This is a genomic window from Campylobacter sp. CFSAN093233, assembly GCF_011068165.1.
GTDB lineage: Bacteria > Campylobacterota > Campylobacteria > Campylobacterales > Campylobacteraceae > Campylobacter_D > Campylobacter_D jejuni.
Window position 1 is genome coordinate 168,818 of record NZ_JAAMWY010000001.1, and the last position, 20,995, is coordinate 189,812.

At 30.7% G+C, this 20,995-nt stretch carries 36 protein-coding genes; 23 read left to right on the forward strand and 13 right to left on the reverse strand.

Translation table 11 applies throughout. The features are described 5' to 3' along the window. The first annotated feature begins 1 nt into the window (after position 1). From FBF15_RS00830 to FBF15_RS00880, 11 genes are all read left to right on the forward strand, one after another. Entirely contained in the window at positions 2 to 193 is a 192-nt protein-coding gene (locus FBF15_RS00830) for a sigma factor-like helix-turn-helix DNA-binding protein (RefSeq protein WP_002795448.1), read from the forward strand. Further along, entirely contained in the window at positions 190 to 375 is a 186-nt protein-coding gene (locus tag FBF15_RS00835; RefSeq protein ID WP_002824157.1) for a hypothetical protein, read from the forward strand. The genes FBF15_RS00830 and FBF15_RS00835 overlap by 4 nt, the downstream gene beginning before the upstream one ends. 56 nt (positions 376 to 431) lie before the next feature. Next, the gene (locus FBF15_RS00840) at positions 432 to 773 is read left to right on the forward strand and encodes a DUF4406 domain-containing protein (RefSeq protein WP_052788892.1); all 342 of its coding nucleotides are present in this window, start codon (positions 432 to 434) and stop codon (positions 771 to 773) included. A 106-nt stretch (positions 774 to 879) separates the two neighbouring features. Further along, positions 880 to 1,365 carry a host-nuclease inhibitor Gam family protein gene (locus FBF15_RS00845; RefSeq protein ID WP_032593270.1) on the forward strand — a complete coding sequence of 162 codons (486 nt, stop codon included), beginning with the start codon at positions 880 to 882 and terminating at the stop codon, positions 1,363 to 1,365. Then, complete coding sequence (locus FBF15_RS00850; RefSeq protein WP_002824160.1) at positions 1,362 to 1,547, forward strand: hypothetical protein; 186 nt, start codon at positions 1,362 to 1,364, stop codon at positions 1,545 to 1,547. The genes FBF15_RS00845 and FBF15_RS00850 overlap by 4 nt, the downstream gene beginning before the upstream one ends. Positions 1,548 to 1,609: 62 nt before the next feature. Then, the gene (locus FBF15_RS00855; protein WP_153564690.1) at positions 1,610 to 1,768 is read left to right on the forward strand and encodes a hypothetical protein; all 159 of its coding nucleotides are present in this window, start codon (positions 1,610 to 1,612) and stop codon (positions 1,766 to 1,768) included. Between the two features lie 116 nt (positions 1,769 to 1,884). Then, on the forward strand, positions 1,885 to 2,847 hold the full coding sequence (locus tag FBF15_RS00860; protein ID WP_145599580.1) for a hypothetical protein: 963 nt from the start codon (positions 1,885 to 1,887) through the stop codon (positions 2,845 to 2,847). Beyond that, positions 2,844 to 3,113, forward strand: coding sequence for a hypothetical protein (locus FBF15_RS00865; protein ID WP_002784531.1), 270 nt, complete (start codon positions 2,844 to 2,846; stop codon positions 3,111 to 3,113). The genes FBF15_RS00860 and FBF15_RS00865 overlap by 4 nt, the downstream gene beginning before the upstream one ends. Further along, positions 3,113 to 3,805, forward strand: coding sequence for a hypothetical protein (locus tag FBF15_RS00870; RefSeq protein WP_041016319.1), 693 nt, complete (start codon positions 3,113 to 3,115; stop codon positions 3,803 to 3,805). Before FBF15_RS00865 ends, FBF15_RS00870 begins: the two co-directional genes overlap by 1 nt. Then, entirely contained in the window at positions 3,802 to 4,251 is a 450-nt protein-coding gene (locus FBF15_RS00875) for a phage protein GemA/Gp16 family protein (RefSeq protein ID WP_041016318.1), read from the forward strand. Before FBF15_RS00870 ends, FBF15_RS00875 begins: the two co-directional genes overlap by 4 nt. Positions 4,252 to 4,297: 46 nt before the next feature. Continuing rightward, positions 4,298 to 4,573, forward strand: a complete 276-nt coding sequence (locus tag FBF15_RS00880) for a hypothetical protein (RefSeq protein WP_002795452.1) — start codon at positions 4,298 to 4,300, stop codon at positions 4,571 to 4,573. Here the strand turns inward: FBF15_RS00880 and FBF15_RS00885 are convergent. After that, complete coding sequence (locus tag FBF15_RS00885; protein ID WP_041016317.1) at positions 4,565 to 5,236, reverse strand: endonuclease; 672 nt, start codon at positions 5,234 to 5,236, stop codon at positions 4,565 to 4,567. The two genes, FBF15_RS00880 and FBF15_RS00885, sit on opposite strands and share 9 nt — an antisense overlap. A 93-nt stretch (positions 5,237 to 5,329) precedes the next feature. Between FBF15_RS00885 and FBF15_RS00890 the strand changes: the two genes are divergently transcribed. Beyond that, positions 5,330 to 5,614 carry a Mor transcription activator family protein gene (locus tag FBF15_RS00890; RefSeq protein WP_002784523.1) on the forward strand — a complete coding sequence of 95 codons (285 nt, stop codon included), beginning with the start codon at positions 5,330 to 5,332 and terminating at the stop codon, positions 5,612 to 5,614. On the opposite strand, the gene FBF15_RS00895 is transcribed toward FBF15_RS00890, so the two are convergent. From FBF15_RS00895 to FBF15_RS00950, 12 genes are all read right to left on the reverse strand, one after another. Next, entirely contained in the window at positions 5,611 to 6,588 is a 978-nt protein-coding gene (locus FBF15_RS00895; RefSeq protein WP_002852060.1) for a tail protein, read from the reverse strand. The genes FBF15_RS00890 and FBF15_RS00895 overlap by 4 nt on opposite strands. Then, positions 6,582 to 6,773 (reverse strand): tail protein X, encoded by a 192-nt coding sequence (locus FBF15_RS00900; protein WP_002791401.1) that lies wholly within the window; start codon positions 6,771 to 6,773, stop codon positions 6,582 to 6,584. Before FBF15_RS00900 ends, FBF15_RS00895 begins: the two co-directional genes overlap by 7 nt. Further along, on the reverse strand, positions 6,766 to 7,140 hold the full coding sequence (locus tag FBF15_RS00905) for a phage tail protein (protein WP_002784519.1): 375 nt from the start codon (positions 7,138 to 7,140) through the stop codon (positions 6,766 to 6,768). The genes FBF15_RS00900 and FBF15_RS00905 overlap by 8 nt, the downstream gene beginning before the upstream one ends. 124 nt (positions 7,141 to 7,264) lie before the next feature. Beyond that, complete coding sequence (locus FBF15_RS00910) at positions 7,265 to 8,503, reverse strand: phage minor head protein (RefSeq protein ID WP_032589439.1); 1,239 nt, start codon at positions 8,501 to 8,503, stop codon at positions 7,265 to 7,267. 1 nt (position 8,504) lies between these two features. After that, entirely contained in the window at positions 8,505 to 9,875 is a 1,371-nt protein-coding gene (locus FBF15_RS00915) for a DUF935 family protein (protein WP_002872709.1), read from the reverse strand. A gap of 9 nt (positions 9,876 to 9,884) precedes the next feature. Beyond that, positions 9,885 to 11,555: a phage terminase large subunit gene (gene terL / locus FBF15_RS00920; protein ID WP_165434531.1), complete on the reverse strand. Its 1,671-nt coding sequence runs from the start codon at positions 11,553 to 11,555 to the stop codon at positions 9,885 to 9,887. Further along, a complete protein-coding gene (locus FBF15_RS00925) occupies positions 11,555 to 12,154 on the reverse strand; it encodes a DUF1804 family protein (protein WP_002803360.1) in 600 nt (199 codons plus the stop codon). The genes terL and FBF15_RS00925 overlap by 1 nt, the downstream gene beginning before the upstream one ends. Next, a complete protein-coding gene (locus tag FBF15_RS00930; protein ID WP_041016313.1) occupies positions 12,147 to 12,605 on the reverse strand; it encodes a phage protein Gp36 family protein in 459 nt (152 codons plus the stop codon). Before FBF15_RS00930 ends, FBF15_RS00925 begins: the two co-directional genes overlap by 8 nt. 115 nt (positions 12,606 to 12,720) lie before the next feature. After that, positions 12,721 to 13,698 (reverse strand): major capsid protein, encoded by a 978-nt coding sequence (locus tag FBF15_RS00935; protein WP_052788896.1) that lies wholly within the window; start codon positions 13,696 to 13,698, stop codon positions 12,721 to 12,723. Between the two features lie 2 nt (positions 13,699 to 13,700). Then, positions 13,701 to 14,228, reverse strand: a complete 528-nt coding sequence (locus FBF15_RS00940) for a hypothetical protein (RefSeq protein ID WP_002784505.1) — start codon at positions 14,226 to 14,228, stop codon at positions 13,701 to 13,703. 2 nt (positions 14,229 to 14,230) lie between these two features. Continuing rightward, positions 14,231 to 15,046, reverse strand: coding sequence for a phage protease (locus FBF15_RS00945; protein WP_002876306.1), 816 nt, complete (start codon positions 15,044 to 15,046; stop codon positions 14,231 to 14,233). Position 15,047: 1 nt separating this feature from the next. Next, positions 15,048 to 15,482, reverse strand: coding sequence for a hypothetical protein (locus tag FBF15_RS00950; RefSeq protein WP_002784501.1), 435 nt, complete (start codon positions 15,480 to 15,482; stop codon positions 15,048 to 15,050). A gap of 148 nt (positions 15,483 to 15,630) precedes the next feature. On the opposite strand from FBF15_RS00950, the gene FBF15_RS00955 reads away from it, so the two are divergent. Genes FBF15_RS00955 through FBF15_RS01000 form a run of 11 tightly spaced genes read left to right on the forward strand, consistent with a single transcriptional unit; the run spans position 15,631 to position 20,973 of the window. Next, a complete protein-coding gene (locus tag FBF15_RS00955) occupies positions 15,631 to 16,020 on the forward strand; it encodes a D-Ala-D-Ala carboxypeptidase family metallohydrolase (protein WP_002878913.1) in 390 nt (129 codons plus the stop codon). Between the two features lie 10 nt (positions 16,021 to 16,030). Then, positions 16,031 to 16,372 carry a hypothetical protein gene (locus FBF15_RS00960; RefSeq protein WP_002854893.1) on the forward strand — a complete coding sequence of 114 codons (342 nt, stop codon included), beginning with the start codon at positions 16,031 to 16,033 and terminating at the stop codon, positions 16,370 to 16,372. Further along, positions 16,369 to 16,617: a hypothetical protein gene (locus tag FBF15_RS00965; RefSeq protein ID WP_002784496.1), complete on the forward strand. Its 249-nt coding sequence runs from the start codon at positions 16,369 to 16,371 to the stop codon at positions 16,615 to 16,617. The genes FBF15_RS00960 and FBF15_RS00965 overlap by 4 nt, the downstream gene beginning before the upstream one ends. Further along, positions 16,604 to 16,726 carry a hypothetical protein gene (locus FBF15_RS09840; protein WP_002790262.1) on the forward strand — a complete coding sequence of 41 codons (123 nt, stop codon included), beginning with the start codon at positions 16,604 to 16,606 and terminating at the stop codon, positions 16,724 to 16,726. Before FBF15_RS00965 ends, FBF15_RS09840 begins: the two co-directional genes overlap by 14 nt. A 2-nt stretch (positions 16,727 to 16,728) precedes the next feature. Further along, a complete protein-coding gene (locus FBF15_RS00970) occupies positions 16,729 to 17,043 on the forward strand; it encodes a phage holin family protein (RefSeq protein WP_002784492.1) in 315 nt (104 codons plus the stop codon). After that, on the forward strand, positions 17,043 to 17,675 hold the full coding sequence (locus FBF15_RS00975) for a phage baseplate assembly protein V (protein ID WP_041160235.1): 633 nt from the start codon (positions 17,043 to 17,045) through the stop codon (positions 17,673 to 17,675). The genes FBF15_RS00970 and FBF15_RS00975 overlap by 1 nt, the downstream gene beginning before the upstream one ends. Before the next feature lie 8 nt (positions 17,676 to 17,683). Continuing rightward, positions 17,684 to 17,875, forward strand: a complete 192-nt coding sequence (locus FBF15_RS00980; protein ID WP_002795238.1) for a hypothetical protein — start codon at positions 17,684 to 17,686, stop codon at positions 17,873 to 17,875. After that, positions 17,872 to 18,162, forward strand: a complete 291-nt coding sequence (locus FBF15_RS00985; RefSeq protein WP_002795239.1) for a GPW/gp25 family protein — start codon at positions 17,872 to 17,874, stop codon at positions 18,160 to 18,162. The genes FBF15_RS00980 and FBF15_RS00985 overlap by 4 nt, the downstream gene beginning before the upstream one ends. Next, the gene (locus FBF15_RS00990; protein WP_021358098.1) at positions 18,159 to 19,325 is read left to right on the forward strand and encodes a baseplate J/gp47 family protein; all 1,167 of its coding nucleotides are present in this window, start codon (positions 18,159 to 18,161) and stop codon (positions 19,323 to 19,325) included. The genes FBF15_RS00985 and FBF15_RS00990 overlap by 4 nt, the downstream gene beginning before the upstream one ends. Beyond that, on the forward strand, positions 19,322 to 19,942 hold the full coding sequence (locus FBF15_RS00995; protein WP_002909489.1) for a phage tail protein I: 621 nt from the start codon (positions 19,322 to 19,324) through the stop codon (positions 19,940 to 19,942). Before FBF15_RS00990 ends, FBF15_RS00995 begins: the two co-directional genes overlap by 4 nt. Beyond that, the gene (locus tag FBF15_RS01000; protein WP_032593245.1) at positions 19,942 to 20,973 is read left to right on the forward strand and encodes a phage tail protein; all 1,032 of its coding nucleotides are present in this window, start codon (positions 19,942 to 19,944) and stop codon (positions 20,971 to 20,973) included. The genes FBF15_RS00995 and FBF15_RS01000 overlap by 1 nt, the downstream gene beginning before the upstream one ends. Positions 20,974 to 20,995: the final 22 nt, after the last annotated feature.

The window sequence follows — 20,995 nt, forward strand, 5'->3', positions numbered from 1 at the left end:
AATGAGTTTTGAAGAGATAGCTAAAGAACTTAATCTTAGCGTGACACGCGTTCATCAAATCTATACTGAAGCTCTTAGAAAGTTAAAGAGTCCTAAAAATAAAGACAAGTGGATGGCTATCTTTGAAACGATTGACTTAATCAAAAAAGAAAAAGCAAAGAAAGAAAACTTAATACAAGGAGAGAAAAAATGATACCAATGATTAAAGGTGAGAAAGCTGATTATAGTGCTTCGCTTTTTGAGATAAAGGGTGTAAGCATTATTTATAAAGAAAGTGGAGTGTTTGTAGATGTTTTAAAAGGAATTTATCCTGATTATATTGCAAAAAAAATCATTCGTTTTCATTTGGGTAAAAAGCTTAACAAAAGTGCTTAAATTAAAGCACTTTGATTAAGTTTTTTAAAACTTAAATTTATTAGAAAGGATTAACAATGGCATTAGTTTATGTAGCCTCTCCTTATAAAGCTTTAGTAGTAAGAGAAAGTCAAAGAAAAGCACAAGCTATTAGCATAGCTCAGCAAGAATGCTTAAAAATTATGCGTGAATGTGAAGGTTTTGTGCCTGTTTCACCCATACTACAATTTAGTTATTTGGATGAAAACAAACACAGAGACAAAGCTTTACAAATGGGATTAGAGCTTTTAAAAGCAAGTGATTATATTTATATGAGCAATCATAAAGATGCTAAGTATTCTAAGGGAATGCAAGAAGAATTAGCATTAGCTAAAAAGCTTGGCATTAAAGAGCTAGTTTTGGAGTTGCCCTTACAATAAGGGCTTAAGGATAATCAAGAAAAGAACTAAACACGCAGTGCTTTTAAGATATGGCGTAATTCTTTGGGATTATCAAATTAAAAAATATAAATTAAAGGAGATTTAAATGCAAATAAATAGTTTTGAAGATGTTAATTTAGCACTTAAAAAAGTGGCAGAACTTAGTGTAAAAATAGAAAAGATTAATGGAGAAGTAACTTTAGCTTGCAATGAGATTAAAGAAGCTCGTGCAGGAGAGATTAAGGTTTTAAGTGATGAGCTTGGATACATAGAGCAATGTATCACTACTTTTTGTGAAAATAACAAGCATGAATTTGCCGAAAAAAGATCTAAAGAATTTACCTTTGGCAAGATTGGCTATCGCTTAAGTAAAAGTGTATCTTTACCACGTGTGAAAGAAAAACTAGAAAACTTAATCAAAGCCTTTAAAAGTTACAACCTTAATGAATGCATCATTTACAAAGAAGAGCTTAATAAAGATGCCATTGTAGAGCTTGATGATACTACTTTAGTAAAGCTTGGACTTAAAAGAGTTGTAAAGGATAATTTTAGAATAGAGCCAAAGATTGAAAGCTTGGAGATTGAAAAATGAGAGAGCTTTCCTTAGCGGCTTTTAAACTTTTAAATAGTGTTTTTAAAACAAAAACCGCTCATTTTAATGGCTTTTTAGAACTTGATTTTAAAAATAAGCCTAAACTAAAAAAACAAAGCTTTAAAAGAAAAAAGAAAATGGGTGCAAAACAAAAAATTAGGCTTAGAAAGAGAAAAATTTAACAAGTCCGCTAAGGCGGATTTGATTAAGTTTTTAAAACTTAAATAAAACAAAAGGATTAAAAATGTATGTAAACGCAAAGATAGATGTGACTGATTTAGAATATGTTAATCTCTATGAAATCATAGAACTTTTTAATAATTTAGATGATAATGAGCAAGAAGAGTTCTTTAGAAAAACTGGCAGAATCAGTACCAAAAAAAAGAATAAAAGTCTTATTTGAAATGTTAAAAAATATTAAAAATTTTAACATAAAAATGAAATATGTTAAAAAAGCCAAAAAATTTAACAAAGTCCATTGATTTAATGGGCTTGATTAAGTTTTAGCAAGGAAAAAAGATGAATTTGGATTTTTTAAATGAGTTTAAGTTAAAAAATAAAGATTTAAACGAGAAATTAGAGTTTTTAATCCCTGATTTTTTAGTTAAAAAAGCAATAACTATTATTTATGCAAATGGCGGCAGTGGAAAAAGTTATTTAAGTGCCGCCATTTCTAAAACACTTTGCAAAGATGTAAGGGTTAAAAGCATCGTTTATGTTGACATGGATAATCCTTTAAATGTTTTAAATGAAAGAGGTTTTGGTGAACTTATTTTAAATGAAAGCAAATTCACTTATATTCACAGATCAAGCTTAAAAACTTCAGCTTATGGGCTTTTAGAAATGATTGAAGGCAAAGGCGTAGCAGGAAGCTATGAAGGGGTTTTATTTGTACTTGATTCTTTACGCAATTTTGCAGATATTGATAATGATACTAAAATGATGTCTTTAATGTCTTTACTCATGAATTTAAGAGAATGTGGGGCAACCATTATGGCTTTACACCATTCTACAAAAGATGGCAGAGCCTTTAAAGGTTCAAATCATATTAGAAACTCAAGTGATTGCATGTATTTTTTACAAAAAGTGGCTAACTTAGAACAAGGCTTTGAAGTATTGCTTAGTGTGCAAAAAGAAAGAGCAGGAATTAAAGATCAAGCCTTTTTTATCAATACAAAAACTCTAAATATTAAAAACACCGACTTGCAAAACGCTAAAATCAGCGATAAAGAAGAAGCTTTTATAGATAAAGTTTTAAAGCTTTTAAACGAAAAAAGCCTAAGCACAAGTGAGATTTTATCGGCTCTTGATGTCAGTAGGAGTGATAATTTTTCAAGGAATACTTTAGAGAAATTTAAAGGTGTTTTTTGGGAAAGTGAGCTTGGCGGAGAGAATGGTCGCACTTTTGTTTGGAAAAGTTTAAAAGCTGACAATAAAGACAGCAACGACAAAGAATTAAGCTTATTTGGGGATGAGTTATGAAATTTAACCCTCCAAGCAAAGAAGATTTAATTAAAGCCATTGATGAGTTTAATGCTAAAAACTCTTGCTCTATCCCTTATTTTATAGCAGATAGCTTTATAAATTACTATAAGCAAGACGATGGAAGATGGCTCATGGCTAATAAAAAGCCTTTAAAATGCTGGAAAAGAGCACTTAATTCAACTTGGCTTCCAAAGTTAGCAAACAAATACAAAAACAAAGATAAGCAAAAAGCTTTAGCTTCTTGGCTAGAAGAGGAGTTTTAATGGATAATGCAAAAGAGGTGCTAAAAGAGCTTTTTGGTATTAGTGAAGTTCAAGCAGTGGTTATAGAAAAACTTTATTTTAAAGCCAAAACACCAAAAGATATATTAGGCTTTAAAAAATACTATGATTTAACCATGTTAAAAAAGCAATTTGTTGGTACAAGCTATGAAAAACTTTCTCTTGTGTGCGCCTTTGCAGAGCTTGATTTAAACTTAAGGTACAAAAATATAGAGTCTTTTTTAGAATGGCTTTTCATTTCATTTTCAAATCGTTTTATTTTTCAAACAAAAAAAGGAGATTTCTCATATTCTTTTGTACTTAGATATTATGATGGTAACATTGTTTATGATGAGTTAGGAAAGCCTGTTTTAAAGCATGTTGATTGCGGGGATAATCTTTATTTTATTAATGCTAATAAAGAGCTTTGTGATGAGCAAAGAAAACCACTGAATGTAGGAGAGTTTTATAATAAGCTAGTTGAATATATGTTTAAAAACCAAGATAAAATCATTTTTGATAATAAAATTGAAATAAGTCCTGTTATTAAAACTCAAATTCCTAGCCAAACTAAAATAAATAAAGATTACGAGCAAAACTATTTAGAATACAAAAAAAATCAAGATAAGCTTTATAATGCAAATATTGATAAATTCACTTCAAAACTAGAGCAAATTTTAAAGGCTAAAAAATGAATACTCAAAACACTTTAAAAAAGCACTTAATTAAAATCATCCATACTTTAAGAAAAGATGCCAATTTAAGCGATGATGAAAGCTATCGCTGGGTATTAAATGAAAGATATGGCAAAGCTTCAAGTAAAGATTTAAGCATAGAAGAGCTTAGGGACTTTGCTATAACTTTGGGTTATGATGAAAAGTTTTTTAAAAAGCAAAATACTAAAAAAGCAAGGTATTTTAAAAAAGAAAACGCTAAAAGTGGAAGAGCGACAAAAAAGCAACTTAATATGATACAAGCCATTTGGAGTAAAAATGCTAAAAATCCTACTCAGTGGGCTTTAAGAGAGTTTATTAATAATATTATTAAAAAACGACCTTTGCATCTTTGGTATTTAAGCGTTGAAGATGCTAATAAAATCATCTTAGGGCTTAAAAATTTAGAAAACAACAGCACACATTAAGCCAAACGAAGCTAATGTTGTCTCATCAAAACAAAAGGAGATTAAAATGATTTTAGAAATACATTCTTACGATGCAGAGTTTTTTTTAACCTTAGGCATAGAAAAACACTCACAAATTGCCTTTGCCGCAAAAAGAACAAGCCTTGAAATAATGCATAATGGAATCACTCATCAGATTAAAACTGATAAAGATTTTGGGATTTTACTTAATGTGATTTGCGTAATTAGAGAAAGAATTGATGAGAGTTTTGAGGAAGAAGATAAAAGCTTGGTTATTGATATAGATGAAATTGTGGCTAAAGTTTGCAAAGAATTAGAGTAATTCTCTAATTCTTTTTTCTTTCTCATCTATAGGGTATTGTTTATCCCAAGCCTCCATAAGTTTTCTTTCTTGGTCGGATAATCTGATATTATAAGTTTTGCTCATATATAAATAGCTTCTTGCAATCCAGCCTTTAGAATAATTTGCAGGATAAAATCTTTTTGCTTTAAAATCAGTATAAACCTTACAATTTCCATATTGAGTATATTTTAAATTAGTAGGAGCCTCAGCATATCTAAAATTGCTTCTATCCCCATTTATCTCTCCTATGGCTGGAACTAGGTTTTGTTTATCGGCTTCCATTTTTGCAAAAGTTGGATCATTTTTACAAGCTTTTCTGCCACCTTCTTTCCAGCAAGGTAAATGCTTTCCAAAGTTTTGGGCGGGCATAATATGCTCCCATTCTATGCGTTTGATTCTTTGGTTAATTTTTCCTTTTTTGGTGTATTCGTTTCTAGGAGCATATAAATCACTTTTAATCACTTCAAAACTAATATATTTTCCTTTTTTATTAACCTTAAAAGGTGCTTGACAATAAAAATCATACCAGTAAGAGCTCCCTAGATCATTATAAAATTTTACTAATTCTTTTTTGCTTTCTTCAAAACTTTTAGCATTTAATAAGCTTAAAGCAAGTATTAAAACGCTTATTATTTTTTTCATTTATTCTCCTTTTTATTTTTTAAAATTATACCCTACTAAATAAAATTTAGCTTTTTTGCTATAATTTGCAAAAACACTCAAATAGGACTAGCATTGCTTAGCAATAACGAATACTTTGAATATTTTATTGATTTTGTGAAAAATAACGACAAACGAGAAATCTTAAAAGAATTTGGCGGTGCAAATATTTACATACCAAGCTATAAAACCTTACTTAGAGATGAAGAATTAAAACAGGATTTTAAAACACTCATAAAACAGGGAATAAGCACTAAAAATGCAAGTGTGGAATGTGCTAAAAAATACGATTTAAGTTTAAATGCGGTGTATTTAATCACTAAAGAATTGAGAGAAAATTTAGAACCAAGTTTGTTTTAGCTCTCAAACTCCACGCTAATTATATAAGCTTGGTCATTAAAACTATGACTCACGCTTTTAATACTAAATTCATAATGATCCATATTAATATCTTTAATCTTAAGTTTTCCACCTGCTCTTATTTCACGCCCAATAAGCTCACATCTTCCATTTAATCCACCTTTTTGAAGCTCATTGAGTTTTGCTTGTGCTTTTTTAAAAGCTTCATTATCATTTTTTGGTTGTGAGATTTGCATTTTATATATATTCTCCCCACTTCCTACTTTTATGCTTTTTATCTTTGCCTCATTTATATCTTGCCATTCTGCTATTACGGCACTATATTCATTTCTAGCACTTTCTGAAATTTCTAATGAAATACATTCTTTTAAAGCTATTTCAAATAAGGGTAAATTTTCATTCTTGCTTGTGATATTAGCAGCATTATCGCCAATCTTACCATCTTTTGGAGTAATGATTAAAGTATTTTCTTTTACACAGCAAATAAAACCATAATCAAAGCATATACTATATAAGAATTCTAAATTACTTTGATTATTTTGTAAAATACTTACTATATTTTGATCCTCTCCACTTGTTTTGATTTTTAGATTGTTTTCATTTGCGATTTTTCTTGCTATGGTAAAAAGAGTAGTGTTTTCAAAGCTTCTTGTCTTTTTCTCTTTTATATTAACGCTGCCTTTTCCACTAAAATTAATAGCACTTGCTCTAACTTCAGTAGTATTTGAAGTATAGTTTTTACTCACTACATTCACACTAAAGCTTCCACATTTATAAAGCTTTTCAAAGCCAAGCCAAAGCTCTAAACTATCCCCAAAAAGTGGCTTGGAATAAAGCCCAAAAACACTTAAACTTATCTCATCACTTTCAGCTTTTTCTTTATCTTCATAACTAATACTAATAAGATTTTTAGAAAGTTTTTCTGTGATATCCTCACCTTTGGCAATAAGTTTAAACTTAGGTTTTCTTACCATAAAGCCTTTTCCTTGCTTTCTTTGATTTCAATACTAGGTAAAATCACTTTATCCCCTGTTTTTAAAAGAGGCTCTAATCTTGGATTGGCTAATAAAACTTGATTAAAATACAAAAGTGTCCCATAATGCTTATAGACTATACTATCAAGCCTCTCGTTGTTTTTAGCTATGTAAATCTTACTCATCAAAATCCCTTTCTAAATCCATGCTAAAGCTTTGTGCTACAAAGCCACTTCCATCTACAAATGCACTTCTGTTTTCATTTAAGGATAAAATCACAAATTTACCATAATACTTTCCATTAGCTCCTGTTAAGATAAAAGATCTTTGTTCTTTTGCCATATTCTCAAGCTTATCCAAATAAGTATTTCTATCCCCTTTTAAAGGTAAAGTTTTGCCTTGTATTTTAATCTTTTCGCTTTCTTTAGAACTTGCAAATAAAGCATTATGATTATTAAGCCTATTTTGACTTTGTATGTTATATTCTAAGCTTCTTTCTAAATTATCAAAATTTAAAGCTTTAAACTCAAATTCTCCTAAAGCTAAAACCATTTAAACTCCTTTTTAGTTTCATCAAGCTAAAATTATCTTAATTAGATAAGGTTGATACCTAAAATGTAGTAGTAGGATAGTCCAATTAATTGGGGTATGTATTGTGAGTGCAAGTCTCACCGCCTTATCTGATCTTAATATATGTCTTATTATCTTTATTAATCGCTTCTACTTTTCCTAATGTAACTATTGCATTGGTTTTACCAAACTTCTTTAGCTTATAATCAGGGGTAATTACAATTTTATTGATACGACTAGCATCTTTTTTATCTTCAAAGAAATACAATAAAGAATTATTTGCATTATCCCAATAAACTTCTTTTGCTTCATCTAAAACTTTAACAATTTGCTTGATTTCATCCGCGCTTAAAGCCTGATTATAACTTGCCTTTCTTTTAGGGCTTGCGTGTAAAAGATTGTTTTTGCTCAGTGTAAAGTATAAGTCTTCTAAGTCTTTTTTATTTAATTTTTCTAAAAACTCTTTGGTGCTTTTATCCATTTTACCTACTTGTATGAAATTGATAGGATATTTTTGATTATCTTTGATTAATACTTCATCCACCATATCATCTAAGCTTTTTTGCCAAGTGTACAGTTCTTTTTGATGAGTGAAGCTTTTAACTTCTTTTGTTTTTTTAGCCGCTGCACTTAACATATCAAGCTTTATAAAGTTTTGAATGACTTCAGTGTTTTTTTGTTTATAAAGCTCATCTAAAAGCTCTTCATCATTAAAGCCATTAAATTCGCTTTCTTTGGCATTTGATGGTGGTATTTTTAGGCCTTTAACTTCACTTTCACCTACTTCTAAAACATAACACCTACAACCATAATCATGCATAGTTACATGCGGATAATGACTATCCCAAAAAGGATCATCTTTATGTAAAACTATGCCATCAAAGGCTCTGTGTTTGTCCCTAACCAAAGAATCTTTTTGGGTGCAGTATTTAAAATAAGGTTTAGTGCTTTTCATTTGATTTTCATAGATAGCTTTAGCTTTAGCTTTTCTTGAGTTTTCCTCAAAGATTTTTTTTAATCTTGCACTATTAAAATGAGTTTTTTTAACTTCTCCTGTTTTAGGGTTTATGACTTCCTTTGAACCCCACCAACCCTTAGCTTTTAATTTCTCCTCTGCAATCTTACTCCAAGTGCTAAATTTATCCCCATTTTTAATAGCATTTACTAAAGTATCTTGCATATCTTTTAGCAAGCTTTCATCCATAAGCTTAGCAATAGTAAAGACTTTTTTATGGGTTGAATATGAAAGTTCATCATAATCAAAACTAAGCTCTGGCTTTTTATTTTTTAAAAAATCAACAGCTTTAGTAGGTTCTGAAAAAAATCCTATTTTTGCACCCGTCATTTTAATCCTCCAAGTATCCTAAAATACTCGAATTATTTAAAGCTATAAAAAGATGTTTTTCAAACTCGCTTTGCTCTAAACTAGAAAAATTTTCTTTAAGTTTATTGAGTGCCTCGTTAAAATCTTTACAATCTTTTACAATGCTTTCAAATTGCTCTTGAAAAAACTTTGACATGCTCTCATCGACTTTTAAGTATTCTTTTTGTTCTAATCCTTTGTCAATAAAATCTTCTTCAAAGCTCTCTAACTTTACTTTGTTTTCAAAGACTTTTTTATCATTTTCTAAATCTTTAAAGTCTTTTTTTTCTAAAGTCTCTCTTATAAGCTCACCCTCTACATTATAAGTGCTTTTAATGTATTCTTCATCAAAGCAAAAGCCCATGTTAAAAAGTTTTAAATCCCTTTCGCAAAGCTCACTTTTTGGTTCTGCTTCGCTAAAAAACTGCACATAGAGTTCATCTTTAAAATGATTGATTTCTTTGAAAAACTTAATGGCACGATTTAAAATAAAAAGAACTATTTGTCCATCTTGGGCGGCTAAATCTTTTCTTATTTGATTATGTGACTCAGCCGCTGCTAAAGAACCTCCGCTTACTTGAGAACTTAAATTAGCTCCTAAAACCACGCTTCTTATTTGATTATCTAAGTAATCTATTATTTCATTATAATTTGCCTTAGCCTTTGGTTGGATTAAATCAAGTTCTTCTTCCTTATCGATAACCGCACTATCGCCATTTAACATTTGATGAATTTCAGAAGCTAGTGCATCAGGATCGCTATCTGTTTTTGCAACTGCCCAAGGAGAACCAAATCTTTCTAAAAACTCCATCCAAAACTTTAAGCTTGCATTTTTAAGCTTTACTGGAAAATAAAGCTTTGTTAATAAGGCATCGCCATTTTTAAATAAAAAATTAGAGCCAAAAAGTCCATAAATTGCTTTTTTATCTTCCACAATTTCTTCGCAACCATTGCCATTATAAACTAACTCATCATTTTCATTAAAGCCAAAATTTCTAAAATCTCTTTGTTTTAAGATTGGATAGTAAAAACCATCTTTTAACTTGTAATTAACTTCAAATACATTAAGCCCATAAAGATAGGTTTCTAAGATTTGACTTAATAAATCAGGATTGAAAAGATACTCAAAGCTTTCTTTTATTTTTTCGTTTTCACAAACGATTTGAAGCTCTTTTGCTAAAATCACACTCCTTCGTGATTGATGAGCTTGAGTAAAGCTTAGATCTTTAAAAATCATTTTTTGATCGTTCTCGCTGATTTTAAGCACATTTAAATAGCTTGAGTTTATAAGAGTGTTTATAAGACTATTGTTTTTTAATATCACTTCTCTTTTGGATTTGATTTCTTTTTTCATATTTTTCCTTTAAAAACGCCTTATTCTTGAAACAGAGTTAAAATGATGCTTTCTTCTTTTAATGCTACTTTTAGTTCTTGCTAATAAAAATGCTCCTGCTAAGCTATCAGGTGCATCATCATTTTTCCCTTCTGGAAATTCTAAAAGTTGATTTATAAGCATAGTTTGGCTTTTATGTAAAAAAAGCTCTTCATTTTCAAAAGCAAGGCTTAAACTCTCAATGCGTTCAAACTTGCTAACGCTATTGTTTTTGCCACGCAAAGGCAAAAAAACTCCACTTTCTAAGCTTTTTTCTTGTAACCATTTTTTTAAGAAAAATTGACCGCCATTAGTTTCAATTTCAATCAAGCGACATTTATAATTCTTTTGAAGATTAAAAATGGTTTTTATAATGCTTTGTGCTTTTAAGATTTTTACGATGCTTTCTGCTACATAAAAACCCTTTGCACCTTTGCCAATAATGGTAATCGCAGTAAAGTCACTTTTTGCTTTTTCTCCTGCTGGGTCAATATACATATAATACTGATTAATGGGTGGTAAATCATCATAAAAATTAATACCATCAAGACTAAAGATTTGATTTTCACTTCTTGGATTATTGAGTTGCTCTTTATTGAAAGCTTTTAGATTTTCAGCTCTTAACTTCATTAAATCTTCTAAGCTTTTAGCTTCATCCCAAAGAACTTTTGCCCCTTTATCCATTAAAACTTTATTTTTTAAATAAAATTGATGAGCGGTATTAAAATCAGTATTTCTATAAAGCGTGGCGTATTCATCCCATAAATCAAGCCTTTGTGGAAACTCTTCGATGGAACGGAAGACTTTAGGATTCCAAAAACCAAGCTTTAATTTTCTAGATAACACGCTATCATTATGTAAAATGGTTCCAATATAAAGCACATCTAAACTTCCATCCGCACTCCCTAAGTTTAAAACCGCTTCATCCACCCAATCTTCTAATTTATCCCTTTGATCTTTACTTCTGACATTAGTGTCGTTTTCTAAATCATCTAAAATAACTAAATCAGGTCTTTTAACCCCATATCTAACCCCACGAAGTCTTTTTCCACTGCCAAAGGCTTTAATCTTTACGCCATTATTGCTTACAAACTCTCCTACGCGCCAAGTCTTGCCAATTCCTACTACTTCGGGAAAATCAAGCTTTAAATGCGGATTATCTTCAAGCTCTGCTTTAATAGCTTCAAGCATTCCTTCCATAAGTTCGACCGCATCTGAAATCTCTACTATAAAGCTTTTATAATTAAAAACTAAGCACCATAAAGGAAAGAGTTGTGAAGTGTAGGTGGATTTACCATGAGCTCTTGGTGCAGCTATGGCGTGTTTTTCACCTTTGCTTTCTTTTTTAAGTGCGATTTTTGTAAAAACTTCATTTAAGCGCAAATGTAAGCCACATTCTCCTTTAATGGTAAAATAATGCGGAAAATAAGTTCTTGCAAAATAATCAAAATCCACACTCGCTCTTTTAATTCTTTCTTCTTTTAAAGTAGGATCTAAATGGCTTTCATGCAAAAATTGAGTTTTTAATTCATTTTTTAGCTCATCCATCCATTCTAAAAAGTCTTTTCTTTGCATAGCACCTTTTAGTTCATTTGGAGTGTTTTCGTGCTTTTGTTCGTTTGAGATTAAAAACTCATCGAGTTCTTCTTTGGAAAAAAGCATTAAATATCCATTGCTAAAATTTCTTTTTCTATCACTCCACTTTCTAAAAGTGATACAAGTTTTGCTACGCAATCTTTATCATTTTTTAAATGACTTATGATAATTTCAACCACTTTTTTAGCAACATTTAAACGATAGCTGCTTGGATCTTCTAATCTTGCAACCTTTCTCATTTTTGAAAAGCTATCGCCTATCCTTGCAATGGCTTCAGTTTTCTTTTCTGCATTCATTTTTTCATCAGTATTTATATTTTCAATCGCACAAAACATTTGCTCGGTAAAACTTTCATATAATGAGGCACTTTCTTTATCTTTTATTTTTGAAGTTAAAAGATTAGCTTTTTGCTTATCCCAATCGCCATCTTTGGCTTTGTAATTTCTAATCGTTTTTTCATTGCGGTTTAAAATTTTTGCAATTTTAAATATATCAAAACCTGCAATATAAAGTTCTTTTGCTAAATCTTTTAAGTTGTTTTGAGACTTCGCGGATGAAGTAAATTTATCCTTACGAGCAGGAGTTTCACTCTCTGCACCCACCTGAAGGCCACACCCGACCTTTGCCATCTTAGGCTTTGTGGTGGAAGTTAAATTTTTAGCCATTTAATCTCCTTAAATCCATTCTTTTTCTTTTAATTTTAAACGCTCTAACTTTGTTTTGTAGGATAAAGTTATCTTCGTTGATTTCAGTTGGAATTTTTTTATTTGCCATTTTTAAAAGTAAATCATTAGCCCACTCTCTAATCTCTTCTAAGCTTTCTTTTGGAAAATCATTTCGGCGTTTTAATTCCATAATTGTAAGCTTTACACAGATATCTTTTAAAAGAGGAGTTGGGTTTTTAGGTATCTTTATAAAACTTGCAATATAACTTTGTGCATCATTAATAGCATCATCAATCACTTCTTTATCACAAACCCCATCAGCATTTAAATCGCTAAGCTCTGCTATGGCATGAACGCTTAATTCTTTGATTAAATCCTTTTCATCTATCATAAAAAAATGCGTTTTAGTTTCTGTGATAAGCTTTTCTTCTAAAATGTCTTGATAATTCATTTAAAAAAACCTTTTTTAATGTGGTTAAAATATGGTTAAAATCGTTTAAAATCTTTTTCTAATATCTTTTTAGCTTTAAAAGCATTTTTTACCTTTAAAGCTAAAATTGTGCGTTTTACTCTAAAACAAGCTTAATAAGTCCATTTGGTCTGGTGCAAACTGGCATGGCTCTCATTTCGCCTACAATTTCAATTCCAGCCCCACGAGGTAAAATCTCAGGCTTAGAAACAAACATTAAACTTGGTGCTTTTCCTAAAGCATCAGTATGATTTGCTCTTGTATAATAAATGCGATTAGAATTATCCTTTGGCACAACCATACCCTCAGTGCCTTTTAAAAATTCAACGCTTTTTCCATTTGTATTTTTATATTTTGCACTATAACGGCGATATTTGGTGCCATATAAAATTAAGGACTTATCTTTCTCATCCCTACTTGCAAGATGATTTTTATAAAGATCTTCACTTAATGCCAAGTTAGAAATAGCCGCAAAAAGTTCATTTCCACAAAGCACTTCATAATCAGCACTTGTTCCAAATTCATTAATAATTGCTGAATCAATCGCATCACAAACGCTGGCTAAAGTCACACTCCCATCTTTTTTAACACTAATAGCTTTCTTACTTGCACTTCCAAAATCAAAAAGCACATTTCCTTTGCCATCTAAAATCTTGCCAAATAAAGCACCATTTGCCATATATTCAAGCGTAGTGTTAAAGCTTTCTTTCATTTCTTTAACCAAAACCCCAAGAGCTCCACTTAAGCTTTTAGCCTGAGCTTCTTGCAATGCTAAAGACCTTAAAGAATTAATCTCACTCGCACTGATTCTTTTTGCTAATGCAAAGCGTGGTAAAGGTATATTTAAAATATAAGCGTCTTTAGTATTTTCTAAAGAATGTTCCCCATTATCTGAAATGCTATTTAAAACAATTCCAGCACCTTTTATAATTTCAACCCTTACGGTGCTCTCTAAACTTGGGATTTTATCCTTAAAAAAAGTATCACTTACAAAGCGAGGTGAAGCTTTGGTTTGATTAATAACTTCAGTTATTTTTGTACTTGAAAAAAGTTCCAAAAGTTGCTCTAAATCCATTTTTACTCCTTAGTATTAATAATTAAATTTTGCATAAAAGCCTTTTTAACCGCACTTACATGAACGCCTTTTAAATTGATTTCTCCTGCTAATAAAACCCCATAAACTCCAGAACTAAGAGCGTGATCTTTAAGCATTGCTAATTTAACATTTTCTTTTGCACTAATATCTTCATTTGGACATTTTTTAAAGCTTTCTCCAAAATCTTCGCTGATTAAAAGCGTTCCAAGAGCTAAGCTTTCATTAGTTTCAAGATCTATTTTCGCATTAATTGAAAACAAATCTTTATTGATAAAACTTTCAAGGCTTTTTGGCATAGCAATTAAAGGATCATTGCTTAAGCTTTTTGGTGTGACCTTTGATGGCATTTCTTCTCCTTCTTCATTTATAAATTCCTTAGCGGTTTCATTTTCACTCACAGCTTCTTCATTAGCTAGGTTCTCATCTTCTAAAGACAAAGCTTTAGGTAAGTCTCCAGTTTCCAAGTCTTCATTTTCTAGGTTTTGGGTTTCTTTTTTAGCTTTAGCCATTTTTAATCCCCTAACATCATTTTCACAACATCAAACTCATTAGTTTTTGCTGTGTTTTTATTTGCAAAAACATTATTTTTTGGAACTTGCACTTGATCATTCTTGGTATCTAAAAAGCTTTTAAAGCCTTCTAAATCCTTACAAGCATACATTAGCGCCCATTCTTTTTGGGAATTAGCAATTTTTCCGCTATTTAAAGCATTATCAACTAAAGAGCTTGCTAAGTTTTTAACGCTTTCTTCGTTTTGTTTTTTTAAAGCTTCATTTTGTAAAGCGAGTGAGCTATTGTCATTTTTTAAAGCTATAATCTGAGATTCTAGCTCTTTGATTTTTTCATCCATTTTCTCTCCTTTGTTTTGATGAATATTATTTTTGTTAGCAATGAGTTCGCCTAGCTCATCAATAAATGGCGTATTAGTTAGTGCGACTGAGTGAAGCTTAGCTCTTACTAGTTCTCCACTTTTATTGTCTTTTGAATTAAATTCAAACACAGGGGATAAATAGCGGTATTGCTTATTTGCTATATATTTTTTAGCCTCTTCGTTAAACTCAGCCTTAGCCATTAAGGCATCATTTTCCAAATAAAGCTCTTTAATCCAACCTGCAGCAGGTGCTTTTTCATTTTTTAAGCTTTGATGCTCATAGTCAATAACCAAATCAATCTTTTTTTGATTAAAATTATCAATCATTGAGTTTAAATCTTTATCATCAACCTTAAACCTGCCATTATTATGCCCTTTCCACTCACCCTTAATTGCCACTTTTATGGGCTTATCATTGCTAACTTCGACTAAATTTTCTTTATTGATAAAAAGCATTTTAAATCCTTAAAAAATCATCTTTTGGTAAAAAGCTACTTTGCAAAGTTCTTGCATAAATGCTTAAATAGCCATGATCGCTTATTCCTTCGTAAACCTTTTTAAGATCTTTAAGCTCTATTCTAAAACCATTGCTAGGTTCTGCATTTAAAAGCACTTTATCAACAGCTTCTATTGCATCAAATAATTTATGCTTAGCATCAATTCTGTGTTTAGGAGCTTTTGATTTTGTATGGGTTAAAATATAAAGTTTCCAAGTTCCCACTTTATTTTCTAAATCTTTATAACTTTCTCCTTCAAAATCAAGCAAAAGCGAAGCATCTAAATTATTAATACAACTTGCTATGTTTTGGGTGTCTTCAAACTCGCCTAAATACATTCTTACTTTAAAATCTTTTAATAGTTCTAAAAGCTCATTTTCAAAACTTTTAAGCATTTTTCATCCTTTAAAAATTAGCGGCAATTTTAAAATGAGTTCTTTTTTTAATCAAGCAAATTATTTTTTCAAAGAGTTTTAGCACAAAATTTTTCTAGTTTTTGGGTCAGCTTTTTAACTAAACTTACGACATTTTAAAGGAGTGAAAATGAAAAATAACCCTTATTTTAAAGAAAGCGAATTTAAATGTAAATGCGGCAAATGCGAATTGCCTCAAAATGTGCCAAGTGATGAGCTTATAGACATTCTTTGTGAAATCAGAGAACATTACAATGCTCCTATTATTATAAATAGTGGATATCGCTGCAAAGAGCATAATGCAGAGGTTGGTGGAGCCCCTAAAAGCCAACACACTATAGGAAGTGCAGCAGACTTTGTGGTTAAAGGAGTTAAAACAGAAGAAGTTCATCAATATGTTTTAAACACCTATGGCGAAAGGAGCTTGGGAATTGCCATAAAGCATAATTTTAATGATCCTTATGCTGGGTTTGTACATTTAGACACTAGAGGCAAAAAAGCAAGATGGACTTATCCATAAGGAAAAGATTGTGTTTAGTTTTATTTTATCAAGGTTTTTAAGTCCTTCAAAAATAGCTTTTTTTGTTCTAATTGCTCTTTGTGGTTTTTTATATTTAAAAAACAATGCTTTAGCTTTAGAAAATGAAAATCTAAAACTTAAAGCTTTGCATTTTAGCAATGAAATCAATGTTTTTAAAGATAAATTAGCCCAGCAAAATAAAGCTATTGATAAATTAAAACTTGATTTAAAGCCCAAAGAGACTTTAAAAGAAGTTTTAAAAGTGGATAAGGTTTTTATTAAAGATAAAAGCTGCCAGAGTGAACTTAAAGCTTATAAAGAATTATTTAATATTTTAGGAGCAAAAAAGTGAATGATAAAATGAGAATTTTCCTATTAATTATACCTTTTGTTTTTTTAAGCGCTTGTGCTTCTAAAGATATTTTGATTAAAACTGAAATCAAAGAAGTTAAAGTTCCTATTAAATGCCCTTTAAAACTTCCTTTAAAGCCTTTAGACAAAAAAGACTTAGAAAGTGCTAAAGAAATCTCTAAATATTACTTAGAAGTTGAAAATATAGCCAAGCTTTGCACAGGAGAGAAAGATGAAAGAAAATAATAAAATGATAAATCAAAAAAGCATTGCAAAAGATCTTCTTATAGCTCTTTTGTTTTCAACTTTTGCATTAGCTTTATTATATTTATTTGAAATTTTTACAAGGAACTAGCAATGAAATTAGAAGATATATTTGTATATATGGTTTTAATGATAGTAAGCTTTATAGCTGGACTTGTAGGAATTGTAACAAAAAATAAATTAAGCAAAGCTCTTAATTTAAAAGGTAAATTTACACTCTTTTTAAAAGGTATGCTAGGTTCTATGTTTGTAGCATATCTGGTTTTTGAAATTGTAAATTATCTTAATTTTGGCATAAAGCTTAGCGTTGCAGTGGGTGGTTTTGCAGCTTATATGGGGACAGATGCATTGCTTAAAATTGAGCAACTTGTAGAAAAGTTAATTAATAAAAAAATGGAAAAACTATAATGAACGAACTTGGCATCATTTGCGACATTAAAGACAATAAAGCTAAGGTTGCTATTGGAGATATGGTAACGGATTTTTTAAGTGTTTTTCAAAGTCTAGCTAATTCTTATGCAGTGAGCTTTTCTCCTTTAAGAATAGGAGAGCAAGTATTAGTCATACCTGTGCGTGGGGATTTAAATAGTGGAGTTATTTTGCGTGGGCTTTACCAAGAAAAACATAGAGCAAAAAACACAGATGAAAATACTTTTAATATAAATTTTGAAGATGGAACGCATTTAGAATACAACTCCAAGAGTAGCACTTTAAAACTTGATGTGGTTAAAGATATAAATATCACTTGTGTAGATAAAACCACCCATAACCAAAACAACACCTTAAATACTAAAAATCATACTACAAACGCTAATACCATAACGCTTAACGCTCCAAGTATTAATTTAAATGGTAATACTCAAATTGCAGGAGCAATTTCTACAAGTGGCGAAGGTGGGGCAAGTGGTACTTTTAGCATAAAAGGAAATTTAAACTTAATAGGCAATTTACAAGTTAGTGGAAATATAAGCGATAGCAAAGGTGATTTAACAAATCATACCCATTCTTGTACTTGTGGTGCCACAGCTTCGCCAAGATAGGAAAAACTATGAAAGAATTATTTTTGCTTTTATTTTCATTAGTCTTTTTTATGCTCTTTTGCATGGGGGCATTTTATGCTTTTTTAAACCTAAACTTTTTTATCAAAAGCATTTTTATAGGCTTTTTTATAGCTTTTATGTTTTTAGGTTTTTCTCAAATGTTAGAAAACATTTTTGAATTTTACAAAGGTTTAAAATGAATTACATGGTAAGCATCGAAGAAAGTATCAAAGACATTTTAATCACTCCTTTAGGCTCAAGAGTAATGAGACCAGAGTATGGTTCTTTACTTTATACACTCATAGATAGAAAAATCGATGATGATTTTAAGATAAAGCTTACTAGATACACTGCAGAAGCAATTTCAAAGTGGGAAAAAAGAGTAAAGCTAAAAGGTGTGAGACTTAATGAGTGTAAAGACAATAAATTAAGCATTACCTTGCTTTTTGAAAATTATGGGGATTTAACCATGGAGCTAGGCAAATGAGTGAGCTTTTAAGTGCAAATGATAGTTATTTTAAACAAAGCTTTTTAAAGGATATCCCTTATCCACAAATCATAGAAGAGCAAGACTATGAGAAGCTTTTAAAAGCCTATGAAGAACTTTTTAAAAGCTTTTTAAAAGATAATGTAGAGCTTTTAGAATCTGATCCTTTTAAAGCCATTTTAGAAGCTTTAGCTTATAGAGAAATGATAATTAGAGCAAGAATTAATGAGAGTATAAAAGCAACATATCTTCATTATGCAAAGGGAAGTGATTTAGATAATGTAGTAGCTAATGGCTATTTGATTGAAAGATTAAAAGGGGTTAAGCCCACAGCCAAAGTAGAGTTTGAATTAAATACTTTGCTTACTTATGATGTCATTATCCCAAAAGGTGCGATTTTTTCCAATGAAAAAGCAGACCTTGCCACTTTAAAAGAAGAAGTGGTGATTAAAAAAGGGCAAAGTAAAGCACAAGGTATTTTAGAACTTGATGAATTTATTCAAAGCAAAGAAAGTAAAACCGAGTTTTTACAAACCCCACTGCCTTTTGTGGCTAAGATTAAACAACTTGAATATTTTAGTGGTGGAGCCAGTGAGGAAAGCGATGAAGCCTTAAGAGAAAGGGCTGTAATGAGTGTACATCGTTTTTCAACCGCAGGAAGTGAAAAAGGCTATATCTATCACGCTTTAAGCGCAAGTGCAAAAGTAGCTTCCATAAAAGCTTTAAACAATGGAGCAGGAAAAGTAAGAGTTATCATTAAAAGTGAAGATGAATTAAGCGTTGATGTGGTTAAAGAGTATTTAAGTGCGGATGAGCGAAGACCTTTAACTGATGAAGTAAATGTAGAATTGGCTAAAAAAAGAGAGTTTATCGTAGATGCCAAACTTTTACTTTTAGAATTAAGCCGTGCTAATGAAATTAGTGAAAAAATCAATGCCTTACAAAGTGATTTTGATTTAAGCGTGGATTTAGCACTGGGATTTATTTATAAATGCTTACATCAAGATGGGGTTTATAAAAGTGAAATTTTAAGCATTAAAGAAAAAATCATAAATGAAGAAGAGCAAGAATTAAAAGACTTACCTTTAGCAAACATAATAATAGCTGATGATGAGTTTGCAACCCTTAGCTTTTCACTTAGTTATGAAAAGGCGGTGCTATGAATACACTAATACTAAACCACCATCCAAAACAAAGCAAAGCCATTGATTTAAGTGCTAAAACAAGATTTGAAGATTTAAAATTAGCTAGTATCACAAATCTAGCTCTAAATTGCGATGAAAGATTATTGCCAATTTTAGCTAATGCTTATGATGTAAGCATAGATGGTTTAGAAACAAAAGAAGCAAGAAAGCTTATATCTAAAGCCTTACTTTTAGATAGATACAACGGCACAACTTGGGCTATAAAAGAAGCTTTAAGAGCCGTATTTCCTACTGCAGTGGTTAAAGAGTGGTTTAATTATGGTGGAAAGCCTTATTTTTTTAAAGTTAAAGTAAGCACAACTAATGTTAGCTTTGATGAAAGAACGCTTAATACTTTAGAAAGACTAATTTATGATTTTAAAAATGTTAGAAGCGTTTTAGAAGCAATTGAAATAGAGATTGAAAGTAAAAATGATAGTTTTAATGCTAGTGTAGAAATAAGTGGAGAAACTATAGAAATCTTACCTTTTCAAACCACGCAAATTGAAAACAATCAGAAACCAAGTTTAAATGCAATGGGTGTTTTTATGTGTGAAATAACAAGAACTAATATTGATTTTAAAGGAGTGTATTAATGGCAAAAAGTGAATACTATACCATACTAACAAAAATTGGCATTGCTAAATTTATTGCCGCAAGAGCAAGTGGAAATGGTATCAATTTAAAAAGCTTTAAATTAAGTTCAAAAGTTATTTTGCCCAGCGAAGAAATGCAAAGCTTAGAAGAGATTGTTTATGAAGCTAATATTAGTAGCAAAAGCGTGGATGAAAGCAATCCAAACTATGTGAATTTAATGTGTCATGTACCAAGCGATGTGGGCGGGTTTGAAGTTAATGCAGTAGGCATTTATGATGAAGCAGGAGATTTGCTTGCAGTAGGAAATGTCCCACGCACTTATAAACCTATCTTAAAAGAAGGCAGCGCTAAAGAGCTTATGATAAAAATTGTCATGGAGCTTTCTAATGCAGAGGAAGTTATTTTAAAACTAGATCCTAGTGTAATCATGGCAAGTCGTGATTATGTGGATGCTATTAAAGTGGAACTCAATCTTAAAATTGATGCTTTAACGCAAAAATATGATGCAGAGTTTAAAAAAGTATGGGATGAGTTTGCTAAATATCTTTTAGAAAATAAATTTAATACAGAAATTGCCAAATATGTTACTTTAGCTACTAATCAAACCATTACAGGAGCTAAAGACTTTACCAAACTACCTACAAGCTCTATAAAAGCTACAAATGACAATCAATTTGTAAATTTAGCTACCTTAAAAGAACAAGCTCCTAGCTTAATAGGAGGATTGGGAGTAAATCAAGCTTGGCAAAATGTTTCAAGAGCCTTTGATGTAGCTTATACAAATAATACAGGAAAACCCATAGCAGCCAAATTTCAAGTTAATGCTAGTGCAAGTGGGGATGTCAGTTTTTCTTGTAGTGAGCAATTTGCAGTTTCTATGTTTCAAACTTCATTATCCAATGGTGGAGTAAGTCGAACTTATTTTGGTTTTGGAATCATTCCACCAAATGGGCAATACAGATTAAATACACCACAACACAGCGGATGGTATCCAAGTAAAAGCATTGTATCTTTTATGGAGCTTAGATAAGCATCAAGCAAATAAGGAGAAA